Raw genomic sequence first — 22,320 nt, 5'->3', positions numbered from 1 at the left:
CCCTACTCCGCAGCGAGCGCCTGGGGCGCCGGCTGGCGGCCGCGGACCAGACGGCCCGGCAGGGCGCCGGTGGGCTGGCCCTCGCGATAGATCACCTGGCCGGACTTGATGGTCGCCACATAGCCGTCAGCCTCCTGCATCAGGCGCCGCGCCCCGGTGGGCAGGTCGTAGACCATGTAGGGCGCCTTGAGCTGCAGCCGCTCGAAGTCGATGACGTTGAGGTCCCCGAGGTAGCCCGGCGCGATGACGCCGCGGTCCAGCAGGCCCACGGATTCCGCTGTCACCTGGGTCTGGATGTGGATCATCCGGGCCAGGTCAAAGCGCGGGCCGCGGGTGCGGTCGCGGACCCAGTGGGTGAGCATGAAGGTCGGCAGGCTGACGTCGCAGATCGCCCCCACATGGGCCCCGCCGTCGGACAGGCCCGACAGGGTGTTGGGGCTGTCGATCATGGTGCGCACATTGTCGAGGCTGCCCTCGACGTAGTTGTGCATGGGGAAATAGAGGAAGGCGCGGCCTTCGTCGGCGATCAGGGCGTCATAGACCAGCTCGTCCGGATTGACGCCCAGCGCCTTGGCCTTGGCGCCCAGGCTGTCCTTGGGATCCGGCTCATAGTTCGGCGGATCGCCCAGCTCGAACATCTTGTGATAGGCGCCGGCCAGGGAGTTGATGAACGGGTGGCCCTTGGCGGGCGCCTCGGCGATCAGCCGGGCGCGGAAGGCCGGATCGCGCATCCGCGCGACCTTCTCGTCCAGCGGCAGGTCGGCGATCTCCTGGTAGCTGGGCCGGGAGATGAAGGGATGGGCCGAGCCCTGCAGGCCCAGCATCAGGCCCACGGGTCGGCCGGCGATCACCGCCTTCATGGGCAGGCCGTCGTCGGCGGCCTTGTCCAGGCGCTCCATCAGGTGACGCCACTGGTCGGGGACCACATCGGCCTGGACCATGGAGAAGCTGAGCGGCTGGCCGGCGACGACCATCATCTCGCGCAGCAGGGCGAATTCCTCGTCCATATCCTTGAAGTCGCTGACGATCTGCAGGACGCCGGAGCCGGCGTCGGCCAGGCCCTGGGCGATGGCCAGCATCTCGTCACGGGCCGCGCCGATCGTGGGCGTCAGGTCGCCGTCGGCGGTGCGGTGGACCATGGTGCGGGTGGTGGAGAAGCCCAGGGCGCCCTGGCGGATCGCCTCAGCGGTGATCTCGCGCATGGCGGCGTTTTCGTCCGCGGTCGCGGGCTCTCGGTTCGCGCCGCGCTCGCCCATCACATAGACGCGCAGGGCGCCGTGGGGGACCTGCAGGCCGACGTCGATGTCGTGCGGGATGCTGTCGACGGCGTCCATGTAGTCGCCGAAGCTCTCCCACTTCCAGGTCAGGCCCTCGTGCAGGGCCGCGCCCGGAATGTCCTCCACGCCCTCCATCAGGCGGATCAGGGTGTCGTGGTCCTGGGGCCGCACCGGCGCGAAGCCAACGCCGCAATTCCCCATGACCACCGTGGTGGCGCCCAGGGTCGAGGACGGATCGAGCCGCGAAGCCCAGGTCACCTGGCCGTCATAGTGGGTGTGGATGTCGACCCAGCCGGGGGTGACCAGCAGGCCGCGGGCGTCGATCTCCTCGCGTCCCTTGAGCGCCAGATGCGGGCCCACCGCGACGATGCGGCCAGCGTCCACCGCCACATCCGCCTCGACGCCCGGCGCGCCGGTTCCGTCGAACACCGTGCCGCCCCGGACGACCAGATCCACCTGACCCATGCCCGTCTCCACCCTGAAGGTTTCTTGTTGGCGGGCAGGATGGCGCCGGTCGCCCCGGCTTGCGAGTGATTTTCACTCTAGAGAGAATGTTTCTCCATAGAGAATATCACGGCAGGGTCGGCGGCCGCCCCTGCTCGATCTCGGCCTCGGCTTCGGCCCGGGCGCGCAGGATGGCGAGGTTATCCTCGTGCGTCTTGCGGTCGATGCGGAACAGGAACAGGCCCAGGATCGCGATGCTGTAGAAGCCCAGGATCACCGGCAGATAGACCCAGGCCATGGCGTGCAGGATATCCTCCGGCACCTCGCCGCGCTTGGCGCCTTGCGGGAACTGGGCGAAGGCCAGCACCAGGCCCGAGGCGAAGACACCGACGCCGGACACCAGCTTCTTGAACAGGTTGTCGGCGCTCATCAGCAGGCCCTCGGAGCGGCGGCCGGTCTGGACCTCCGACTCCTCCACCACGTCGGCGATCATCGAGGCCAGCATGACGCCGGTCATGATCGCCATGGCGCCGTTCAGGATCACGTCGATGAACAGGATGACGAACAGGGCGGTCGAGCCATTGGGCGGCATCAGGCCGATCAGGCGCAGGAAGATGGGGCCCACCAAGGCCACCACAGCGCCGGCGAACATGATGATGGCCCCGTTGCGCTTGCCCAGGCGCTTGGCCACGGGCGCGGCGAGCGCGGCCCCGGAGACGCTGGCGATCATGCCCGCAACCGTCAGCAGGGAGAGCTGGGCCTGGTTCAGGCCCCAGAAGTAGAGGCTGAAATAGAGCTCCAGCGCCCCTTTGAGGCCCAGCGACATGGACATGAACATGCCGCTGACCGTGAGCACCAGGAACGAGCGGTTCTTGAGCGTCTCGCCCATCTCCTTGGCCATGCCGGCGAAGGTCACCTTGCGCGACGGGGGCTGACGCAGGAACGGGATCTGGGAGTGGGTGCCCCAGGACGAGGCCAGGATCACCAGGGAGATGATCATGGCGGCGACGATGGAATAGGCGAACCAGCCTTCCCGCTGGGTGACGCCGCCGGAGCCGTCGGGGTTCTCACGCAGGAAGACCTGATAGACCGCCAGGGTCATCAGCAGGGCGCCGATAACGCCGAACAGCTGGCGGATGGCGATCATGCTGGTGCGCTCGTCGTACTTGTCCGTCAGCTCGGCGAGGAGGGCCGAGGACGGCAGTTCGAAGAAGGTGTCGAACACCCGGATCACCAGCAGGCAGGTGAGCATGTAGACGAACAGGGCCTGTTGCTCCCAGCCGTGCGGCGGGTTCCACAACAGGAAGAAGCCGACGCCGACCGGCAGGGCGGCGGCGTACATGAAGGGATGCCTGCGCCCCCAGCGGGAGCGGAAGTTGTCCGAGACCTGGCCGACCATGGGATCGACCACCGCGTCCACCGCCAGGGCGATGGCGATCGCGCCGGAGACCATGGCCGGCGGCAGGCCCACCACCTGGTTGTAGAACAGCAGCAGGAAGGTGGAGACGCCGCGCTGCTTGATGGTGTTCGCCGCCGCCCCCATCCCGTAGAGCAGCTTTACGCCAAGGGTGAGCGGCGGCCGCTCGGCCGTCGTGGTCGAACTCATGGAAACTCCCGTCGGGTGGGGCTGGGCGCGGAACGGCGCGGGTGCGGCGGGAGAAATGAAATGGGCTGGGGTGCGCGGCGGCGGCGCGCGCATATCTCCCGTCTCGGCGCTGATCCCAGCGTCGGCCTCAAGCCCTGCCTCCCTAGGGCCCGAGCTGACCTCGGGCCTGATATCCGTGCGGCCGCTCCAGAGGGACCGGCGCCGGGCGTTATTGTGCAGTTGATCTGGGAAGCCCCTGCCCCGGGGTCAATGCCACCCCAGGTCAAAACCGGCCAAGCGGTCGGAAACTTTCGCGAGCTCGCTCCAGGCCACGCTCGCCGCGATTGCAAAATACGCCCCTAACGAGCGATTCACTCTGGTTTTAAACCTATGCGTGACCTCGGTGCGGCATGGTGACGCTATCGCCGCCCCGGACCCGTCCCGATGAGCAGACCCAATTCGGCCTTCTCCGCCCAGGCCCGCAGCGGCGTGCGCAATCTGGCCAACCTTGAGCAGACCGCCTCCACGACGCGGGTGCTGAACCTTGTCGCCGTGGCCCGGGATTGGTCCGAGTCGTGGGACTATATCGACCGACCGCTGTTCCGGTCGCGGTTGCTGAACACCTCCCTGTTCGTGAAGCACCGCCTGCGGGATGACGAGGTCTACCTGGTCACCTGCCCCAACCGAACCACGACCAAGATCATCTTTCCCCTGCACCGAGACCAGTTCGGCCTGGGCGGCCTGTCGATCCTGATGGGCCAAAGAGGCTGGCGCGAGGGCCTGATGGACGTGTGCGGCGGCGAGGACGGCGCCGACTTCGTCCGCGACGTCCGCGTGCTGGAGATCATGAACGAGCTGCCCTCGTTCGATCCCTTCCTGCTGCGGGAGCACCTGCGGCGGCGGAAGGTCGACGTCGCCCCCTGCTACTTCGCCATCTCCCAGGCCGATATCGAGCGTATGCGCGCCTTCGTGGCCGAGGAGGTCGCCAACCTGATCGCCCTGGCCTTCGGCGACCTCGAGGTCAATGACGGGGGCCGGCTGGTGGACAGCCTGCTCTCCGCGCGGATCGACGAGAAGCTCGAACCCCTACGGATGACCTTCGGCCTGGATCCCGAGAGCTTCCGGGAGGGCGTCTTCAGCTGGCGGGGGTTTCTTTACTACAAGTGGTGCCTGGCCGACCTGACCAGCCGCGTGAACAAGGTGCTCGACGAGATCGAAGCCCTGAAGGTCCTGCCGCCCTGTTCACGGGAGTCTCTGGACTATGTCCGCAAGGCCCAGGCGCGCATCCGGCGGGCCGTGGGGCGCTGCTATCGGGAGGTGGCCACGGCCATCGCCGTCTATGACGACGCCTTCCGCGACCTGACCCGCAACGGCGAACCCAGGGCTTTCCGCACCTTCCTGGTCCGGGCGCCGACGATGTTCCTGTCCCTGGGCGAGATGGTGGGCGCCCTGTCGCACATCGCCAGCTTCTGGCGCTATCGCTTCCCCGAAGGCGCGCGCCTGGAATGCGACGGGCCCGACGCCCATGACCTGCTGCGGGACTTCGAGCTGAGCCTGGGCGTCAACACCGAAGACCGGGCTGCGGCTTAGGCCGCCACCTCTTCCTTCAGCAGGGTGTCGAAGTAGGCGATGGTCTTGGCGAGGCCGGCCTCGAGGTGCGTGGTCGGCTCCCAGTCCAGGACCTCGCGGGCCTTGGAGATGTCCGGCTGGCGCTGCTTGGGATCGTCCGACGGCAGGGGCAGGAACACCAGCTTGGAGCTGGAGCCGGTCATGGCGATGACCTTCTCGGCCAGGGCGCGGATCGTGAACTCACCGGGATTGCCCAGATTGATCGGGCCGGTGATGTCGTCGCTGGTCCCCATCAGGCGCAGGAAGGCCTCGACCAGGTCGTCGACGAAGCAGAAGGAGCGGGTCTGCTGGCCGTCGCCATAGAGGGTGATCGGCTCGCCCTTCAGGGCCTGGACGATGAAGTTGGACACCACGCGCCCGTCATTGGGATGCATGCGCGGACCATAGGTGTTGAAGATCCGGGCGACCTTGATCCTCACCTTGTGCTGGCGGTGGTAGTCGAAGAACAGGGTCTCGGCGCAGCGCTTGCCCTCGTCGTAGCAGGAGCGGATGCCGATGGGATTCACATTGCCCCAGTATTCTTCGACCTGCGGGTGGACCACCGGGTCGCCATAGACCTCGCTGGTCGAGGCCTGGAAGATCTTGGCGCGGGTGCGCTTGGCCAGGCCCAGCATGTTGATCGCGCCATGGACGCTGGTCTTGGTCGTCTGCACCGGATCGTACTGGTAGTGCACCGGCGAGGCGGGGCAGGCCAGATTGTAGATCTCGTCGACCTCCACGAAGAGCGGGAAGGTCACGTCGTGGCGCATCAGCTCGAAGCGCGGATTGTCCAACAGGCGGGCGACATTGCGACGGCGGCCGGTGAAGTAGTTGTCGACGCAGAGCACCTCGTGGCCCTGGTCGAGCAGACGCTCGCACAGATGCGATCCGATGAAGCCGGCGCCGCCGGTGACCAGGATACGCTTCATGACTTCCCCCTGCCCTAGTCTAGGTCTCGGCCCCCAGAACCCTTGGATCGCCCTCCAGGCTGGAGGTGTCGAACCCGTGGAACAGCGAGAGGAACCGGAACGGATGCGCCTGATATGAGGGGTACATCACGTTATTGATGTCTGAACTCGTGTCGAAATAGTCGATTGCGGGCGCCTCAAGCCGGGTCATCAGGTGATGACGGGCCAGGATCAGGGCCACTTGGTCGATCCAACGGGTCACGGCCGGCCCGCTGAGCGCGCGTTCGAGATACACCCGCAGGAAGGCCAAGAGGGTTCGGGCGCCGGGGGTCGGATTGACCTGCAACAGGTTGGCGGTGAGCCTCGAGCCGGCGTTCCAGTTCTCGGTGTTCTCGTTGAACACCACATCGGCGCCCGCCGTGCGGTCCAGCAGGTCAGCGACCCCGCGCTGCAGGATCAGGTCGATGTCGGAGACAAAGACCGGGCGCTCAAGGTGGGCGAGCAGCGCGCCCAGGCGAATGAAGCGGACGCACTGGTAGTGGGCGATGGGCTTTTCCGCCCGGCCCTTGGGCGGGGCGTCGAAGCAGCCGGTGGCCAGGGCCTTGGCGGCGTCAAAGGTGTCCGCTGCGAACACCAGGCGGTCGTCATCGATCCCGACCCTGGCGGCGACCTCGGCCAGTTTCCCCATGCCGCCGATCACATGCACGACGATCAGGGCGGGCACGTCGCCGTACTTGAGCACCGACAGGGCGTACCACCGGGCATAGAGGTCCACATAGGCCTCGTCCGCGGCGGCGAAGAAGACGCACCGCGCACCCAGCCGGTCGGCATGAGCGCGAAGGCCGGCCCAGTCCAGCACCTCCCCCTTGGCGGAGCGGAACTCCAGGTCCGCCTCTGGCCCCGGCTGCGGTGTCGGCCCCAGCACCATGTCCAGGTCCACAGCGGACATGAGTAGGCGATAGTGCCGCTCCCAGCCCTCCCACTCCGAGCCAGGGTCCACAGGCACCTCAAGGTCCCGGGCCGTGGCGAGCAGAAGGCGCAGATGATCGAGCCCCTTGTCCGTCAGGGGCTGGCAGAGGATCCGGCTGGCGGCGTCATGCAGGTCGCGTAGCTTCAGGAGCGGGTTCTGGTCGCTGGCCAGGGCGGCGGCGACCAGTTGGTCCAGATCCGGCTCGGCCGGCGTGGCCTCAAGGCCCAGATAGGCCAGGGCTTGCGGATGGTCGGGAACCAGGGCCAGCAGGGCGTGGGCGTAGGCGGCCGCGATCTCTGGACGCTCCAGGGCCAGGTTGCAGGAGAAGGCGGCCGCGACCATGGCCGGGTTCTGGGGCATCAGCGCCGCCAGGGCCGAGGCGTAGGTCTCCGCCGCCTCGACCTCGCCGGCCTCCAGATGGGCGTTGAAGCGTTCAATAGCGGCCAGGGACTGAACACGGATCTCGGCCAGCAAGGCTTCGCCGCCAATGTCTCGTAGGCCGCGCAGACGCTCCAGGGCGGCGAGGATGTCCCCCTGGCCGCCCAGCGCCCTCGCCTCCTCCAGCCGCAGCTCGGCGTCGCCGGGGGAAACGGTGAGCAGATACTCGACGATGGCCAGGGCGTCGCCGTGACGCCCCTCGCCGTTCAGGGCCTGGGCGAGGCTGATCAGCCGCGCCGTCTTCGGACCCCGGCTCATGGCCGATCGAAGAACTGGCCGTACATGCCGATCACGGCGTTGCGGGTCGGACCCAGATAGTCGCCGTTCATCGGGGTGAAGCTGATCGCGCCACGCCAGTGCATCTGGAACTCGAAGCGGTCGCGGGCCTCAGGCCATTCCGCCTCGCCCGTCAGGGCCAGGTGTTCGAGTAGCGGGATCTTGGGCGCCAGGACCAGTTCATCGCCCATATTGTCCAGCACCCAGCGGTGATGGATGAAGCCGCGATACGGCCCCTCGGGTCGCAGGCTCTCCAGATAGCGTGAGGGCACGGCGATGTAGCCGGCCTCGGCGATGCGGGGCAGCATCTCCAGGGCCATGGCCGGATAGGCCAGGTCTTCCAGGGTGTGGGAGCAGACGCAGTAGGAGAAGCGGCCGTTCCGCGCCACGTGCTGCAGGACCGCGTCCCAACTGCGGGCGTCGTTGAAATTGCCCCGGAAATGCAGGGGCGCCACCTGGGTGTCGTTCATGTCGAAGGTGGCGTTCAGCACCTCCGCGGTCCAGGGGTTGGCGGCCGCGCCCACGTCGATGACGCTGAATTCCGGGCAGCGGGCCTTCTGGGCCTTGAGCCACTCCAGCAGGGCGTCGTGGCCGTGCAGGGTTCCATAGCCGTAGTTCTGGCTGGGCCGCTGGACGATCTTTTCGAACAGGAAGTCCATCTGCAGCAGGCCGCCGTCGGCGACGCCGCGCAGGCGGTGGAACTCGGTGACGTCGGCGCAGCGGAAGCCCATGGCCGCCATCTGAGCGAACACCGCCTCGGCCTGGGCGCCGCCGATATTGTAGTCGACCAGGGAGACCTCGATCAGGATGTAGTCGGCCTGGCGCAGCACAGCCTGGCCGCCCTGGAGCACGTCCAGTTCCGAGCCTTGGGTGTCGATCTTGACGAAGTCGAAGCGGCGGCCGGCGAACAGGTCGTCGAGGCGCACCTTCGGCACCTCCTGCTTCACCAACACCTCGTCGCGGAAGAAGGCGGTGTTCTCGCGATAGAGCGAGCTGCCCGTGGACTGCAGCCATTCCTGGGTCAGGAACATCTCCGCCGTCCCCGATTCCGAGGAGGCGGCCACGGCGTGGCGCTCGAACGGCAGGCGCGCCAGATCGTCCTGGCAGTGCGGATTGGGCTCGACCAGGGTGGGGACGCAGGTCGGGAAGACGTCCAGGAACGACACCGAGAAGCCGCCCAGATGGGCGCCCACGTCGAGCAGGGTCCGGGGCGAATAGCCCTGGAAGCGCAGGCCTTGCAGCACGTCTCGGTTCATTGGTGGTCCAGGCTGGCCCGCGGTGCGGGCTTAAGGGTTCAGGTCAGTCGCCGGCGGCGCGCTTGCGGGGAAAGGGCGTGACAGCCGCGCCGCCGCCGACCAGGCCCTCGGCCCAGGCGATGTCGGCCTCGGTCCACAGACGGGTGTCGGCCGGCAGGGGTTGCAGGAGATGGCGCAGGGCGAGCCGGTCCTTGTAGACCTGCTCGTAGTCCTGCCGCAGCAGCATCTCCTGGCCCTCATGGTCCAGGTCGGCGCCGACCGCGAAATAGGCCTCAAGATTGGTCAGGTCGGGCCGGGGCGGACGCCCCTCGCGATAGTCGGCGACCATGCCCGCATAGAGGCCTTCCAGCTGGGTCACCAGCTTGTCGGTGTTGAACAGGTCACAGGTGTCGCGACCGGCCGCCAGTCGAGCCTTCAGCGCCTCGACCTCGGCCGGGGCGTGGGCCAGGGCGACGGCGCGGTCCACATAGTCCTGGGCGCTGGTCGCCACGAGATCGCCCAGGCCGGCGGCGGTCACCAGGCTGGCGCAGACCCGCGAGGCGAAGCTGCGCCCCGGCAGGGTCAGGACCGGCACGCCCATCCACAGGGCGTCGGAGGCCGTGGTGTGGGCGCCATAGGGCGAGGTGTCGAGGAACAGGTCGGCCAGCGGATAGCGCGCCAGATGCTGGGCGTTGTGCTGCTTGGGCGCGAAGATCAGGCGCTCCGGCGCGATCCCGGCCTGTTCGGCGTAGCCCCGCAGCCGGGCGTGGACGTCCTCGGAACTGTGCAGCAGCCACAGCACGCTGTTCGGCGTGCGCGACAGGATCTCCATCCAGCGGGCGAAGGTGAAGCGGCTGATCTTCTGCGGGCCGTTGAAGCAGCAGAAGACGAAGGCGTCGTCCGGCAGGCCGGCGTCGGCGCGGCTGGGCCGCTCCGCGTCGACGGCGCGCTTGCGGTCATTGGGCTGGTAGCAGGGCAGCCGCACGACCTTTTCAGAATAGTAGATCTCGAAGCCCGGCGGGATGATCAGGGGATCGGCCACGATGTAGTGGTGGTGCGGTCCGCCCATGGTGCCGGGATAACCCAGCCAGTTGACCTGGATCGGGGCCGGATGGCGGGAGAAGACCCCGCTCTTGGCGTCGCGGGTGTGGCCGTTGACGTCCACCAGAATGTCGATCCCGTCGGCGGCGATGGCCGCGGCGGCGGCTTCGTCGCTCAAGGCCCGGATGTCGGTCCAGTGTTCCACCGCGCCCTTGATGCGGGCGTTCAGTCCGTCCCGCGCGGCCGGCCCACAGTAATAGGCGAAGACCTCGATCTTCTCGCGGTCATGCACCTCGAACAGCTCGGCCATCAGGTAGCCGACGGCATGGTCGCGCAGGTCGGAGGAGACATAGCCGACACGCAGGCGACGGCCGGTCAGGTCGATGGGGGCGAAGCGGCGGTCCGAGGCGATCTGGGCCTCCGGCCGGGTATCGATCATCTCGCGCGTATAGTTGCTGGCGGCGGCCAGCTGCAGCATGGGATCGTCGGTATAGACGCCCATGGACAGGGGATGGACGCCGGAGACCAGCGCCTTGCGGTCCATGCCCTCCCACGGGACCGTCACCGGCCATTTGCACTGGCCCATGCGCAGGGCGAGATACTGGCCGAGCACGTCGTATTGGCACGGATTGAGCGACAGGCTCTGCTGCAGGGCGGCCTCGGCGGGCTCTAGCTGCTGGTGGTCGGCGAGCACCCGGCCGATCTGCTTCAAGGCGGCGACGCTGTAGCCGATGGCGGGACCGGTGACCTGGGCCTGGCGGGTCAGGACCTCGCGCCACTTGCCGATGGCGCCTTCCGGATCGCCGCTGCGCTCCAGCACCCCGCCCAGGTTGATGTAGGCGGGCGGGAAGTCCGGGTTCAGCGCCACGGCGGCGGACAGAGCCTCGTTGGCGCCGGCCAGGTCGCCCGCGTCCATGTGCAGGCCGGCCCGGTTGAAGTGGGCGACATAGGCCTGGGGATGATCCGGGTTGAACTGCAGCCAGATGCGATAGAGCTGTTGCGCCAGGGTGGGCTGGCCGGCCTGCAGCTGCTCACCGGCGGCCGTGATCACACCGCCCAGGTCGAGCTGGGCGCTGGTGATCTTCTGGACCGCGGAGATGAAGGCTGCTTCGGACATCGCGCCCCCGGATGCGCCTGACGATTCGTCTTAACAAATCATCGCACGCCCAGCCTAGGGAACCAATTCGGGTGCGGGCTCCCCTGCCCCGCCCTCCCCGGCGAATTGTCGCGCACGAAAAAGGCCGGACGTCGTGAGACGCCCGGCCCTGACCTGGACGGCGAACCGCCTCAGGTGATGTTGAGGTAGGCCACGATCTGGTCGTTATCCAGCGACTGGACCTGGGTCGTGGTGAAGGCCTCAGCCTGGCTGAAGGACAGCGCCGAGATATTGGTCGTCGACAGGTAGTCGATCTGGGTGGTGGTCAGACCCGGGATCTGGGTCGTCGAGAGCCCGGTCATCTGGGTCGTGGTCAGGGCGCTGATCACCGTGGTGGTCAGGGCGCCCATCTGGGTCGAGGTCAGGGCGCCGATCTGGGTCGTGGACAGCTCCCCGATATCCGTCGTGCTCAGCGCCCGGACCTGGGTCGTGGACATGCCGCGCAGCTGGGTTCCGGAGAGCGCGCCCATCTGGGTGGCGTCCAGGGCCGAGAGGCTGGTCGTGGACAGGGCCGAAAGCTGGGTCGGCGTCAGGCCGGTGATCTGGGTCGAGGTCAGCTCGCCGATATCGGTCTCCGTCAGCGCCGCCACCTGGCCGGAGCTGAGGCCCCGGACCTGGGTGGAGCTGAGGCCGCTGACCTGGGTGGCGTCGAGCGCCGAGAAGGTCGTGGCGGTCAGCGAGCCGAGCTGGGTCGAGGTCAGGCCGGCGATCTGGGTCGAGCTGAAGTCACCGATATCCGTGCTGGTCAGGCCCACGAGCTGGATGGTCGAGAGGCCCTGGAGCTGGGTCGTCGAGAGCACGCCCACCGTCGTGGCGTCCATGGCGGACAGGTTGGCCGCCGAGATGCCGGAAATCTGGGTGCTGGTCAGGGCGCCGATCTGCGTCGAGGTGAGCTCGGCGAAGTCGGTGGTGCTCAGCGACCGGATCTGGGTCGTGGTCAGGCCCCGCACCTGGGTGGTGGTCAGGGCGGAGACCTGGGTGGCGTCCAGCGCGGACAGGCCGGTGTTGGTGACCGAGGCCAGCTGGGTCGAGCTCAGGCCGCCCAGCTGGGTGGTCGAGAGCGCGCCGACATTGGTGGCGCTGAGGGCCGCCACCTGGGTGGTGGCCAGGGCGCCGACCTGGGTCGAGGACAGTTCGCCGATATCGGTGGTCGACAGACCGCCCAGCTGGGTCGTGGTGAGCGACCGGATCTGGGTGGCGGTCAGGGTTCCGACCTGGGTGGCGTCGAGGGCCGAGGCCGCGGTCGCCGTCAGCGCCGAGAGCTGGGTGGTCGAGAGCGCGCCGACCTGGGTGGAGGTCAGTTCGCCGACGTCGGTGGCCGACAGGCCGGCCACCTGGGTGGTGGTCAGGCCGCGAACCTGGGTGGTGCTCAAGGCGCCGACCGTGGTGGCGTCGAGGTCGGAGATATTGGTCGCCGACAGCGAGCCCAGCTGGGTGGCCGTCAGAGCGCCGATCTGGGTGGAGGACAGCTCACCGAAGTCGGTGGTGGTGAGCGCCCGCAGCTGGGTCGCGGTCAGACCCTGCACCTGGGTGGTGGTCAGGGCGCCGACCTGGGTGGCGTCCAGATTCGACAGGTTGGTGGTGGTGAGCGCCCCGAGCTGGGTCGAGCTGAGACCGCCGATCTGGGTGGTGCTGAGCGCGCCCACCTGGGTCGTGGCGAGGCCCGCGACCTGGGTGGTGGCCAGGGCGCCGACCTGGGTCGAGGACAGCTCGCCGATATCGGTGGTCGAGAGGCCGCCGAGTTGCGTCGAGGTCAGGGCGCGGACCTGGGTGGCGCTCAGGGCGCCGACCTGGGTCGCATCCAGGGCCGAGACGTTGGTGGCGTTGAGGGCCGCCAGTTGAGTCGTGGCCAGTCCGCCGACCTGGGTCGAGGACAGCTCGCCGATGTCGGTGGTGGACAGGCCCGCCAGCTGGGTCGTGGTCAGGCCGCGCAGTTGCGTGGTCGTGAGCGCGCCCACCTGGGTGGCGTCCAGCGCCGAGACGGCGGTGGCCGTCAGCGCCCCGAGCTGGGTCGAGGTCAGGGCCCCGACCTGGGTCGAGGACAGCTCGCCGATGTCCGTGGTGCTGAGGGCGCCAAGCTGGGTCGAGGTCAGGCCGCGCACCTGGGTGGTCGACAGGACGCCGACGGTCGTGGCGTCGAGGCCCGAGACGTTGGTCGCCGACAGCGCGCCCAGTTGGGTGGCGCTGAGGGCGCCGACCTGGGTGGAGCTGAGTTCGCCGAAGTCGGTGGTGGTCAGGCTCCGCAGCTGGGTGGCCGTCAGGCCGCCGACCTGGGTGGTGGTCAGGGCGCCGACCTGGGTCGCGTCCAGGGTGGACAGGGCCGTCGCGGTCAGGGCGCCGACCTGGGTCGAGGTCAGACCGCCCAGCTGGGTGGTCGAGAGCGCGCCGACATTGGTGGAGCTGAGGGCCGCCAGCTGGGTGCCGGTCAGGGCGCCGACCTGGGTGGAGCTGAGTTCGCCGATGTCAGTGGTCGACAGACCGCCGAGCTGGGTGCTGGTCAGGGCCCGCATCTGGGTGGCGTTCAGCGTGCCGACCTGGGTCGCGTCCAGGGCCGAGACGTTGGTGGCGTTGAGCGCCGCCAGCTGGGTCGTCGCCAGGCTGCCGATCTGGGTCGAGGACAGTTCGCCGATGTCGGTGGTCGAGATCCCCGCCACCTGGGTGGTGGTCAGGCCGCGCAGCTGGGTTGTCGTGAGCGCGCCCACCTGGGTGGCGTCCAGGGCCGAGAGCGCCGTGGGCGTCAGCGCCCCGAGCTGGGTCGAGGACAGGGCCCCGACCTGGGTGGAGGTCAGCTCACCGATATCGGTGGTGCTGAGACCGGCCATCTGGGTGGTGGTCAGGCCCCGCACCTGGGTCACCGTCAGGGCGCCCGTGGTGGTCGCATCAAGCGCCGACAGGTTGGTGGCCGAGAGCGCCGCCAGCTGGGTGGCGCTCAGGGCGCCGACCTGGGTCGCCGTCAGGTCGCCGAAGTCGGTGGTGGTCAGGGTCCGCAGCTGGGTCGCGGTCAGGCCGCCGACCTGGGTCGTCGAGAGCGAGCCAACCTGGGTCGCATCCAGGGTCGACAGGGCCGTGGTGGTCAGGCCGCCGACCTGGGTGGAGGTCAGGCCGCCCAGCTGGGTGGTCGAAAGCGCGCCGACATTGGTGGTCGACAGGGCCGCCAGCTGGGTCGAGGTCAGCGCCCCGACCTGGGTCGAGGACAGTTCACCGATATCCGTGGTCGAGAGGCCGCCCAGCTGAGTGCTGGTCAGCGCCCGCACCTGGGTGGCGTTCAGAGAACCGACCTGGGTGGCGTCGAGCGCCGAGACGTTGGTGGCGTTGAGCGCCGCCAGCTGGGTCGTCGCCAGGCTGCCGATCTGGGTCGAGCTGAGTTCACCGATGTCGGTGGTCGACAAGCCGCCGACCTGGGTGATGGTCAGGCCGCGCAGTTGCGTGGTCGAGAGCGCGCCGACCTGGGTGGCGTCCAGGGCCGACAGAGCGGTCTGCGTCAGAGCGCCCAGCTGGGTCTGGGTCAGGGCCCCGACCTGGGTCGAGCTGAGCTCGCCCACGTCCGTGGTCGAGAGACCGGCCAGCTGGGTGGTGGTCAGGCCGCGGACCTGGGTGGTCGAGAGGTTGCCGACCGTCGTGGCGTCGAGGGCCGAGACGTTGGTGGCCGACAGCGAAGCCAGCTGGGTCGCGCTGAGGGCGCCGAGCTGGGTCGTGCTCAGTTCGCCGAAGTCAGTGGTGGTCAGGGCGCGCAGTTGGGTGCCGGTCAGGCCGCCGATCTGGGTGGTGCTGAGCGCGCCCACTTGGGTCGCGTCCAGGCCGGTGACAGCGGTCGCCGACAGGGCCGAGATCTGGGTCGGGGTCAGGCCACCGATCTGGGTGGTCGACAGCGCGCCAATGTTGGTGGTGCTCAGCGCCGCGATCTGGGTGGTCGCCAGGGCGCCGACCTGGGTCGAGGACAGTTCACCAATGTCTGTGGTCGACAGCCCCCCGAGCTGGGTCGTGGTCAGGGCGCGGACCTGGGTGGTCGAGAGCGCGCCCACCTGGGTCGCATCCAGGGCCGAGACGTTGGTCGCGGTGAGCGCCGCCAACTGGGTCGTAGCGAGACCGCCGATCTGGGTCGAGGACAGCTCGCCGATGTCGGTGGTGGACAGGCCCGCCATCTGGGTGGTGGTCAGGCCGCGCAGCTGGGTCGCCGTCAGGCCGCCCATGGTGGTGGCGTCGAGGGCCGACAGGTTGGTGGTCGACAGGGCGCCGAGTTGGGTCGCCGTGAGGCCCGCGACCTGAGTGGTCGTCAGGTCCCCGAAGTCCGTCGTGGTCAGGGCCCGCAGCTGGGTCGCCGTCAGACCGCCGACCTGGGTGGCGTTCAGGGCGCCGACCTGGGTCGCGTCCAGGGTCGACAGGGCCGTGGCGGACAGGGCGCCAAGCTGGGTCGAGGTCAGGCCACCGACCTGGGTCGTCGACAGGGCGCCGATGTTCGTCGTCGAGAGCGCGGCCAGCTGGGTGGTGGCCAGGGCGCCGACCTGGGTGGAGGACAGCTCGCCAATGTCCGTGGTCGAGAGCCCGCCCAGCTGGGTGCTGGTCAGGGCCCGGACCTGGGTGGCGTTCAGCGTGCCGACCTGGGTGGCGTCGAGGGCCGAGACGTTGGTGGAGGACAGAGCCGCGAGTTGCGTCGTGGCCAGGCTGCCGATCTGGGTCGAGGACAGTTCGCCGATGTCGGTGGTCGACAGGCCAGCGACCTGGGTGGTGGTCAGGCCACGCAGTTGCGTGGTCGAGAGCGCGCCCACCTGGGTGGCGTCCAGGGCCGACAGGGCGGTCGCGGTCAGGGCGCCGAGCTGGGTCTGGGTGAGCGAGCCCACCTGGGTCGAGGACAGTTCGCCAACGTCGGTGGTGCTCAGGCCGGCGAGCTGGGTCGTGGTCAGGCCGCGGACCTGGGTGGTCGAGAGATTGCCGACCGTCGTGGCGTCCAGGGCCGAGACATTGGTGGCGGACAGCGAGGCCAGCTGGGTCGCGCTGAGGGCGCCGAGTTGGGTCGTGCTCAGTTCGCCGAAGTCGGTGGTGGTCAGGGCGCGCAGCTGGGTGCCGGTCAGGCCGCCGATCTGGGTGGTCGACAATGCCCCCACTTGGGTCGCGTCGAGGCCGGTGACGGCCGTGGCCGACAGGGCCGAGATCTGGGTCGGGGTCAGGCCACCGATCTGGGTGGTCGACAGGGCCGAGATGTTGGTGGTGCTGAGCGCCGCAATCTGCGTCGTCGCCAGGGCGCCGACCTGGGTCGAGGACAACTCGCCGATGTCGGAGGTCGAGAGGCCGCCGAGTTGGGTGGTCGTCAGCGCTCTCACCTGCGTCGTGCTGAGCGCGCCCACCTGGGTCGCGTCGAGCGCTGAGACGTTGGTCGAGGTCAGGGCGGCGAGTTGCGTCGTGGCGAGACCGCCGACCTGGGTCGAGGACAGTTCCCCGATGTCGGTGGTGCTGAGCCCCGCCATCTGCGTCGTGGTCAGACCACGCAGCTGGGTCGCCGACAGCCCGCCCATGGTGGTGGCTTCGAGGGCCGACAGGTTGGTGGTCGACAGGGCGCCGAGTTGGGTGGCGCTCAGGCTGCCAACCTGGGTGGTGGTCAGGTCGCCAAAGTCCGTGGTCGAGAGCGCGCGAAGCTGGGTCGAGGTCAGGCCGCCAACCTGGGTCGTCGTCAGGGCGCCGACCTGGGTGGCGTCGAGGGCCGACAGGGCCGTGTTGGTCAGGCCGCCGACCTGCGTCGAGGTCAGACCGCCCAGCTGGGTCGTGCTGAGCGCGCCGATGTTAGTGGTGCTGAGCGCCGCCAGCTGGGTCTGGGTCAACGCCCCGACCTGGGTCGAGCTGAGTTCGCCGATGTCCGTGGTCGACAGGCCGCCGAGCTGGGTCGAAGTCAGCGCCCGGACCTGGGTGGCGTTCAGGGATCCGACCTGGGTGGCGTCGAGCGCCGAGACGTTGGTCGAGTTCAGAGCCGCCAGCTGCGTCGTGGCCAGGCTGCCGATCTGGGTCGAGGACAGTTCGCCGATGTCGGTGGTCGACAGGCCAGCGACCTGGGTGGTGGTCAGGCCACGCAGTTGCGTGGTCGAGAGCGCGCCCACCTGGGTAGCGTCCAGGGCCGACAAAGCGGTCGGCGTCAGAGCGCCCAACTGGGTCTGGGTCAGGGCCCCGACCTGGGTCGAAGACAGTTCGCCGACGTCGGTGGTGCTCAGGCCGGCGAGCTGGGTCGTGGTCAGGCCGCGGACCTGGGTGGTCGACAGATTGCCGACCGTGGTGGCGTCCAAGGCCGAGACATTGGTGGCCGACAGCGAGGCCAGCTGGGTCGCGCTGAGGGCGCCGAGTTGGGTCGTGCTCAGTTCACCAAAGTCGGTGGTGGTCAGGGCCCGCAGCTGGGTGCCGGTCAGGCCGCCGATCTGGGTGGTGCTGAGCGCGCCCACTTGGGTCGCGTCTAGGCCGGTGACAGCGGTCGCCGACAGGGCCGAGATCTGGGTCGGGGTCAGGCCGCCGATCTGGGTGGTCGACAGCGCGCCGATGTTGGTGGTGCTGAGCGCCGCAATCTGGGTGGTGGCCAAAGCGCCAACCTGGGTCGAGCTGAGTTCACCGATGTCGGTGGTCGACAGACCGCCGAGCTGGGTAGTGGTCAGGGCGCGGACCTGGGTGGTCGAGAGCGCGCCGACCTGGGTCGCATCCAGGGCCGAGACGTTGGTCGCGGTGAGCGCCGCCAACTGGGTCGTGGCGAGACCGCCGATCTGGGTCGAGGACAGCTCGCCGATGTCGGTGGTGCTGAGCCCCGCCATTTGCGTCGTCGTCAGACCACGCAGCTGGGTCGCCGTCAGGCCGCCCATGGTGGTGGCGTCGAGGGCCGAGAGGTTGGTGGTCGACAGGGCGCCGAGCTGGGCCGCCGACAGGGCGCCCACCTGGGTGGTCGACAGTTCGCCAAAGTCCGTGGTCGAGAGCGCGCGGACCTGGGTGCTGGTCAGGCCACCGACCTGGGTCGTCGTCAGGGCGCCGACCTGGGTCGCGTCGAGGGCCGACAGCGCCGTGTTGGTCAGGCCGCCGACCTGGGTCGAGGTCAGACCGCCCAGCTGGGTCGTGCTGAGCGCGCCGATGTTGGTGGTGCTGAGCGCCGCCAGCTGGGTCTGGGTCAACGCCCCGACCTGGGTCGAGCTGAGTTCGCCGATATCGGTGGTCGACAGGCCGCCCAGTTGGGTGCTGGTCAGGGCCCGGACCTGGGTGGCGTTCAGCGTGCCGACCTGGGTGGCGTCGAGCGCCGAGACGTTGGTCGAGTTCAGAGCCGCCAGTTGCGTCGTGGCCAGGCTGCCGATCTGGGTCGAGGACAGTTCGCCGATGTCGGTGGTGGACAGGCCAGCCACCTGGGTGGTGGTCAGGCCACGCAGCTGCGTGGTCGACAGAGCGCCGACTTGGGTGGCGTCCAGGGCCGACAGAGCGGTCGGAGTCAGAGCGCCCAACTGGGTCTGGGTCAGGGCCCCGACCTGGGTCGAAGACAGTTCGCCGACGTCGGTGGTGCTCAGGCCGGCCAGCTGGGTCGTGGTGAGGCCGCGGACCTGGGTGGTCGAGAGATTGCCGACCGTGGTGGCGTCCAAGGCCGAGACATTGGTGGCCGAGAGCGAGGCCAGCTGGGTCGCCGTCAGAGCGCCAAGCTGGGTCGTGCTCAGCTCGCCGAAGTCGGTGGTGGTCAGGGCGCGCAGTTGGGTGCCGGTCAGGCCGCCGATCTGGGTGGTGCTGAGCGCACCGACCTGGGTGGCGTCCAGGCCTGTCACGGCGGTCGCCGATAGGGCCGAGATCTGGGTCGGCGTCAGGCCGCCGATCTGAGTGGTCGACAGGGCGCCGATGTTGGTGGTCGACAGGGCCGCGATCTGGGTCGTCGCCAGGGCGCCGACCTGGGTCGAGCTGAGTTCACCGATATCGGTGGTGGAGAGACCGCCGAGTTGGGTGGTCGTCAGCGCCCTCACCTGCGTCGTGCTGAGCGCGCCGATCTGGGTCGCGTCGAGCGCCGAGACATTGGTCGAGGTCAGGGCCGCGAGTTGCGTCGTGGCGAGACCGCCGACCTGGGTCGAGGACAGTTCCCCGATGTCGGTGGTGCTGAGTCCAGCCATCTGCGTCGTGGTCAGGCCGCGCAGCTGGGTGGCCGTCAGGCCGCCCATGGTGGTGGCGTCGAGGGCCGACAGGTTGGTGGTCGACAGGGCGCCGAGTTGGGTGGCGCTCAGGCTGCCAACCTGGGTGGTGGTCAGGTCGCCGAAGTCGGTGGTCGACAGGCCGCGAAGCTGGGTCGAGGTCAGGCCACCCACCTGGGTCGTGCTCAGGGCGCCGACCTGAGTGGCGTCCAGGGTCGACAAGGCGGTGGCGCTCAGGGCGCCCAGTTGGGTCGAGGTCAGGCCGCCGATCTGGGTGGTGCTGAGGGCGCCGATATTGGTCGTAGACAGGGCGCCGAGTTGGGTCGCCGTCAGGGCGCCCACCTGAGTGGAGCTCAGTTCGCCGATGTCGGTGGTCGAGAGGCCGCCCAGCTGGGTGCTGGTCAGGGCCCGGACCTGTGTGGCGCTCAGCGTGCCCACCTGGGTGGCGTCCAGGGCCGAGACATTGGTGGAGGACAGGGCCGCCAGCTGCGTCGTCGCCAGGCTGCCGATCTGGGTCGAGGACAACTCGCCGATATCGGTGGTCGAGAGGCCAGCCACCTGGGTGGTGGTCAGGCCACGCAGCTGGGTCGTGGAGAGCGCGCCGACCTGGGTCGCGTCGAGGGCCGACAGAGCCGTCGCCGTCAGGGCGCCGAGCTGGGTCGAGGCCAGCGAACCAATCTGGGTCGAGGTCAGCTCACCCACGTCCGTGGTCGAGAGCCCGGCCATCTGGGTGGTAGTGAGGCCCCGCAGCTGGGTGGTCGTCAGGGCGCCGGTGGTGGTGGCGTCGAGCGACGACAGATTGGTCGCCGACAGGGCGCCCAATTGGGTCGAGGTCAGGGCGCCGATCTGGGTCGCGGACAGTTCAGCAAAGTCAGTGGTCGACAGCGCCCGCAGCTGGGTGGTCGTCAGCCCACCCACCTGGGTGGTCGTCAGGGCGCCGACCTGGGTCTCATCGAGGGTGGACAGGGCCGTGGCGGTCAGGCCGCCGAGCTGGGTCGAGGTCAGGCCGCCCAACTGGGTGGTCGAGAGCGCGCCGATATTGGTGGTCGACAGGGCCGACAGCTGGGTCGTCGCCAGGCTGCCCACCTGGGTCGAGGACAGTTCGCCGATGTCGGTGGTCGACAGGCCGCCGAGCTGGGTCGAGGTCAGGGCGCGGACCTGGGTCGCCGACAGGGCGCCGACCTGAGTCCCATCCAGGGCCGAGACATTGGTGGCGCTGAGCGCCGCCACCTGGGTGGTGGCCAGGGCGCCGACCTGGGTCGAGCTGAGCTCGCCGATGTCGGTGGTCGACAGGCCGCGCATCTGGTCCGCGGTCAGGGCGCGCACCTGGGTGGTCGAGAGCGCGCCGACCTGGGTCGCGTCCAGGGCGGAGATGTTGGTGGCGCTCAGCGCTGCGAGCTGGGTCGGCGCCAGGGCGCCCACCTGGGTCGAGGACAGCTCGCCGATGTCGGTGGTCGACAGGCCCGCCAGCTGGGTGGTGGTCAGGCCGCGGACCTGGGTGGTCGAGAGATTGCCGACGGTCGTCGCATCCAGCGCCGAGACATTGGTGGCCGACAGGGACGACAGCTGGGTCGCGGTCAGCGCGCCGAGCTGGGTGGTGGAGAGTTCGCCGAAGTCGGTGGTGGAGAGGGCGCGCAGCTGGGTGCCGGTCAGCCCGCCGATCTGGGTGGTGGTGAGCGCGCCGACCTGTGTGGCGTCGAGCCCGGAAACCGCCGTCGCCGACAGGGCGCTGATCTGGGTCGGGGTCAGGGCGCCGAGCTGGGTGGTCGACAGGGCCGAGATGTTGGTGGTGCTGAGCGCCGCCAGCTGGGTCGTCGCCAGGGCGCCCACCTGGGTCGAGGACATCTCCCCGACATCGGTGGTCGAAAGACCGCCAAGCTGGGTCGTGGTCAGGGCCCGGACCTGGGTCGTCGACAGGGCGCCGACCTGGGTGGCGTCGAGCGCCGAGACGTTGGTCGCCGACAGGGCGGCCAGCTGGGTCGTGGCCAGGGCGCCGACCTGGGTCGAGTTCAGTTCGCCGATGTCGGTGGTGTTCAGCCCCCGCATCTGGTCGCTGGTGACGCCGCGCAGCTGGGTGGTGGACAGGGCGCCGACCTGGGTGGCGTCCAGGGCCGAGAAGTTGGTCGCCGACAGCGAGGCCACCTGGGTCGAGGACAGCACGCCCACCTGGGTCGACGACAGCTCGCCGATGTCGGTCGTCGACAGGGCCCGCATCTGGGTGGCGGTGACGCCGCGGATCTGGGTCTCGGTCAGGGCGCCGACCGTCGTGGCGTCCAGGCTGGAGAAGTTGGTCGCCGACAGCGCGCCCAGCTGGGTCGAGGTCAGGCCGCCGATCTGGGTCGAGGTCAGTTCGCCGAAGTCGGTGGTCGACAGGCCGTTGAGCTGGGTCGAGGTCAGGCCGCTGATCTGGGTCGTCGACAGCGCGCCCATCTGGGTGGCGTCGAAGGCGGACAACTTGGCGACCGACAGGGCGCCGATCTGGGTGGAGCTGAGCCCGCCGATCTGGGTGGTCGACAGCGCGCCCACATTGGTGACGGACAGGGCCGAGATCTGCGACGTGCTGAACGCCGAGACCTGGGTGGACGACAATTCGCCGATGTCCGTGGTGCTCAGGCCGGCCAGCTGGGTGCTGGTCAGACCCCGGACCTGGGTGGTCGACAGGCTGCCGACCTGGGTGGCGGTGAGGTCGGAGACGTGGGTGGCCGACAGGCCGGAAAGCTGGGTCGAGGACAGGACGCCGATCTCGGTGGCGTCCAGGCCGGCGATCTGGGTGGTCGACAGGGCGTTCAGCTGGGCGCCGTTCAGCACCATCAGCTGGTTGGAGGAGAAGGAGACGCTGTCAGAAAGGTAGGAGATCTGGGTGGTGGTGAGCCCCCGGACCTGGGTCGACGAGAGCGCCCCCAGCTGGGTGGCGTCGAGAACCCCGATGCCGCTGGTGTTGATCGCAGCGATCTGGGTGCTGCTGAGCGCCTGGATGTCGGTGGTCGACAGGGCCTGGATGGTGCTGGTCGACAGCGCGCTGATCTGCGCCGCTGAGAGAGCCGAAATGCCCATATAGCCGTCCCCGCCGTGAAGTCGCTGCTGCGCCAGGATCGGCGCCGCCGTACACACCCCGCCGGTCGCGCCGCTCAACCTGAGCGAGACTTTCCGGCTCGTTAACCGTGATCAAACATCGTTTCCAACTCGTTACTCGGAGTCGGAGCTACGCCTTGGCATAGGGGGATTCTCGCCTTGGCGGCGAGTTCAATTGCCGGCCAACCGG

General features: G+C 69.1%; 8 protein-coding genes. 1 reads left to right on the top strand and 7 read right to left on the bottom strand.

Annotated features, from left to right (window positions below; translation table 11 throughout):
• Positions 1–2: 2 nt before the first annotated feature.
• Complete coding sequence (locus ACFQ27_RS03165) at positions 3–1,742, bottom strand: N-acyl-D-amino-acid deacylase family protein (RefSeq protein ID WP_377352437.1); 1,740 nt, start codon at positions 1,740–1,742, stop codon at positions 3–5.
• Positions 1,743–1,848: 106 nt separating this feature from the next.
• Complete coding sequence (locus tag ACFQ27_RS03160; RefSeq protein ID WP_374346355.1) at positions 1,849–3,327, bottom strand: MFS transporter; 1,479 nt, start codon at positions 3,325–3,327, stop codon at positions 1,849–1,851.
• A 423-nt stretch (positions 3,328–3,750) separates the two neighbouring features.
• On the opposite strand from ACFQ27_RS03160, the gene ACFQ27_RS03155 reads away from it, so the two are divergent.
• Positions 3,751–4,896, top strand: coding sequence for a hypothetical protein (locus tag ACFQ27_RS03155; RefSeq protein WP_377352436.1), 1,146 nt, complete (start codon positions 3,751–3,753; stop codon positions 4,894–4,896).
• Here the strand turns inward: ACFQ27_RS03155 and ACFQ27_RS03150 are convergent.
• From ACFQ27_RS03150 to ACFQ27_RS03130, 5 genes are all read right to left on the bottom strand, one after another.
• On the bottom strand, positions 4,893–5,843 hold the full coding sequence (locus tag ACFQ27_RS03150) for a UDP-glucuronic acid decarboxylase family protein (protein ID WP_374346357.1): 951 nt from the start codon (positions 5,841–5,843) through the stop codon (positions 4,893–4,895). The two genes, ACFQ27_RS03155 and ACFQ27_RS03150, sit on opposite strands and share 4 nt — an antisense overlap.
• Positions 5,844–5,862: 19 nt before the next feature.
• A complete protein-coding gene (locus ACFQ27_RS03145) occupies positions 5,863–7,488 on the bottom strand; it encodes a tetratricopeptide repeat protein (protein ID WP_377352434.1) in 1,626 nt (541 codons plus the stop codon).
• Complete coding sequence (locus tag ACFQ27_RS03140) at positions 7,485–8,762, bottom strand: FkbM family methyltransferase (protein WP_377352431.1); 1,278 nt, start codon at positions 8,760–8,762, stop codon at positions 7,485–7,487. Before ACFQ27_RS03140 ends, ACFQ27_RS03145 begins: the two co-directional genes overlap by 4 nt.
• Before the next feature lie 43 nt (positions 8,763–8,805).
• Complete coding sequence (locus ACFQ27_RS03135; RefSeq protein WP_377352430.1) at positions 8,806–10,899, bottom strand: O-linked N-acetylglucosamine transferase, SPINDLY family protein; 2,094 nt, start codon at positions 10,897–10,899, stop codon at positions 8,806–8,808.
• A 170-nt stretch (positions 10,900–11,069) separates the two neighbouring features.
• On the bottom strand, positions 11,070–22,112 hold the full coding sequence (locus ACFQ27_RS03130) for a hypothetical protein (RefSeq protein WP_449304997.1): 11,043 nt from the start codon (positions 22,110–22,112) through the stop codon (positions 11,070–11,072).
• Positions 22,113–22,320: the final 208 nt, after the last annotated feature.

Origin of the sequence: Phenylobacterium conjunctum (assembly GCF_042679085.1) — a bacterium.
Taxonomy (GTDB): domain Bacteria; phylum Pseudomonadota; class Alphaproteobacteria; order Caulobacterales; family Caulobacteraceae; genus Phenylobacterium; species Phenylobacterium conjunctum.
This window is presented reverse-complemented; position numbering and strand designations above follow the sequence as displayed.

Excerpts from the sequence above, each read along its gene's own strand:
- ACFQ27_RS03150 (WP_374346357.1), bottom strand. The coding sequence starts at position 5,843 with ATGAAGCGTATCCTGGTCACCGGCGGCGCCGGCTTCATCGGATCGCAT.
- ACFQ27_RS03165 (WP_377352437.1), bottom strand. The coding sequence starts at position 1,742 with ATGGGTCAGGTGGATCTGGTCGTCCGGGGCGGCACGGTGTTCGACGGA.
- ACFQ27_RS03145 (WP_377352434.1), bottom strand. The coding sequence starts at position 7,488 with ATGAGCCGGGGTCCGAAGACGGCGCGGCTGATCAGCCTCGCCCAGGCC.
- ACFQ27_RS03130 (WP_449304997.1), bottom strand. The coding sequence starts at position 22,112 with ATGGGCATTTCGGCTCTCTCAGCGGCGCAGATCAGCGCGCTGTCGACC.
- ACFQ27_RS03160 (WP_374346355.1), bottom strand. The coding sequence starts at position 3,327 with ATGAGTTCGACCACGACGGCCGAGCGGCCGCCGCTCACCCTTGGCGTA.
- ACFQ27_RS03140 (WP_377352431.1), bottom strand. The coding sequence starts at position 8,762 with ATGAACCGAGACGTGCTGCAAGGCCTGCGCTTCCAGGGCTATTCGCCC.
- ACFQ27_RS03155 (WP_377352436.1), top strand. The coding sequence starts at position 3,751 with ATGAGCAGACCCAATTCGGCCTTCTCCGCCCAGGCCCGCAGCGGCGTG.
- ACFQ27_RS03135 (WP_377352430.1), bottom strand. The coding sequence starts at position 10,899 with ATGTCCGAAGCAGCCTTCATCTCCGCGGTCCAGAAGATCACCAGCGCC.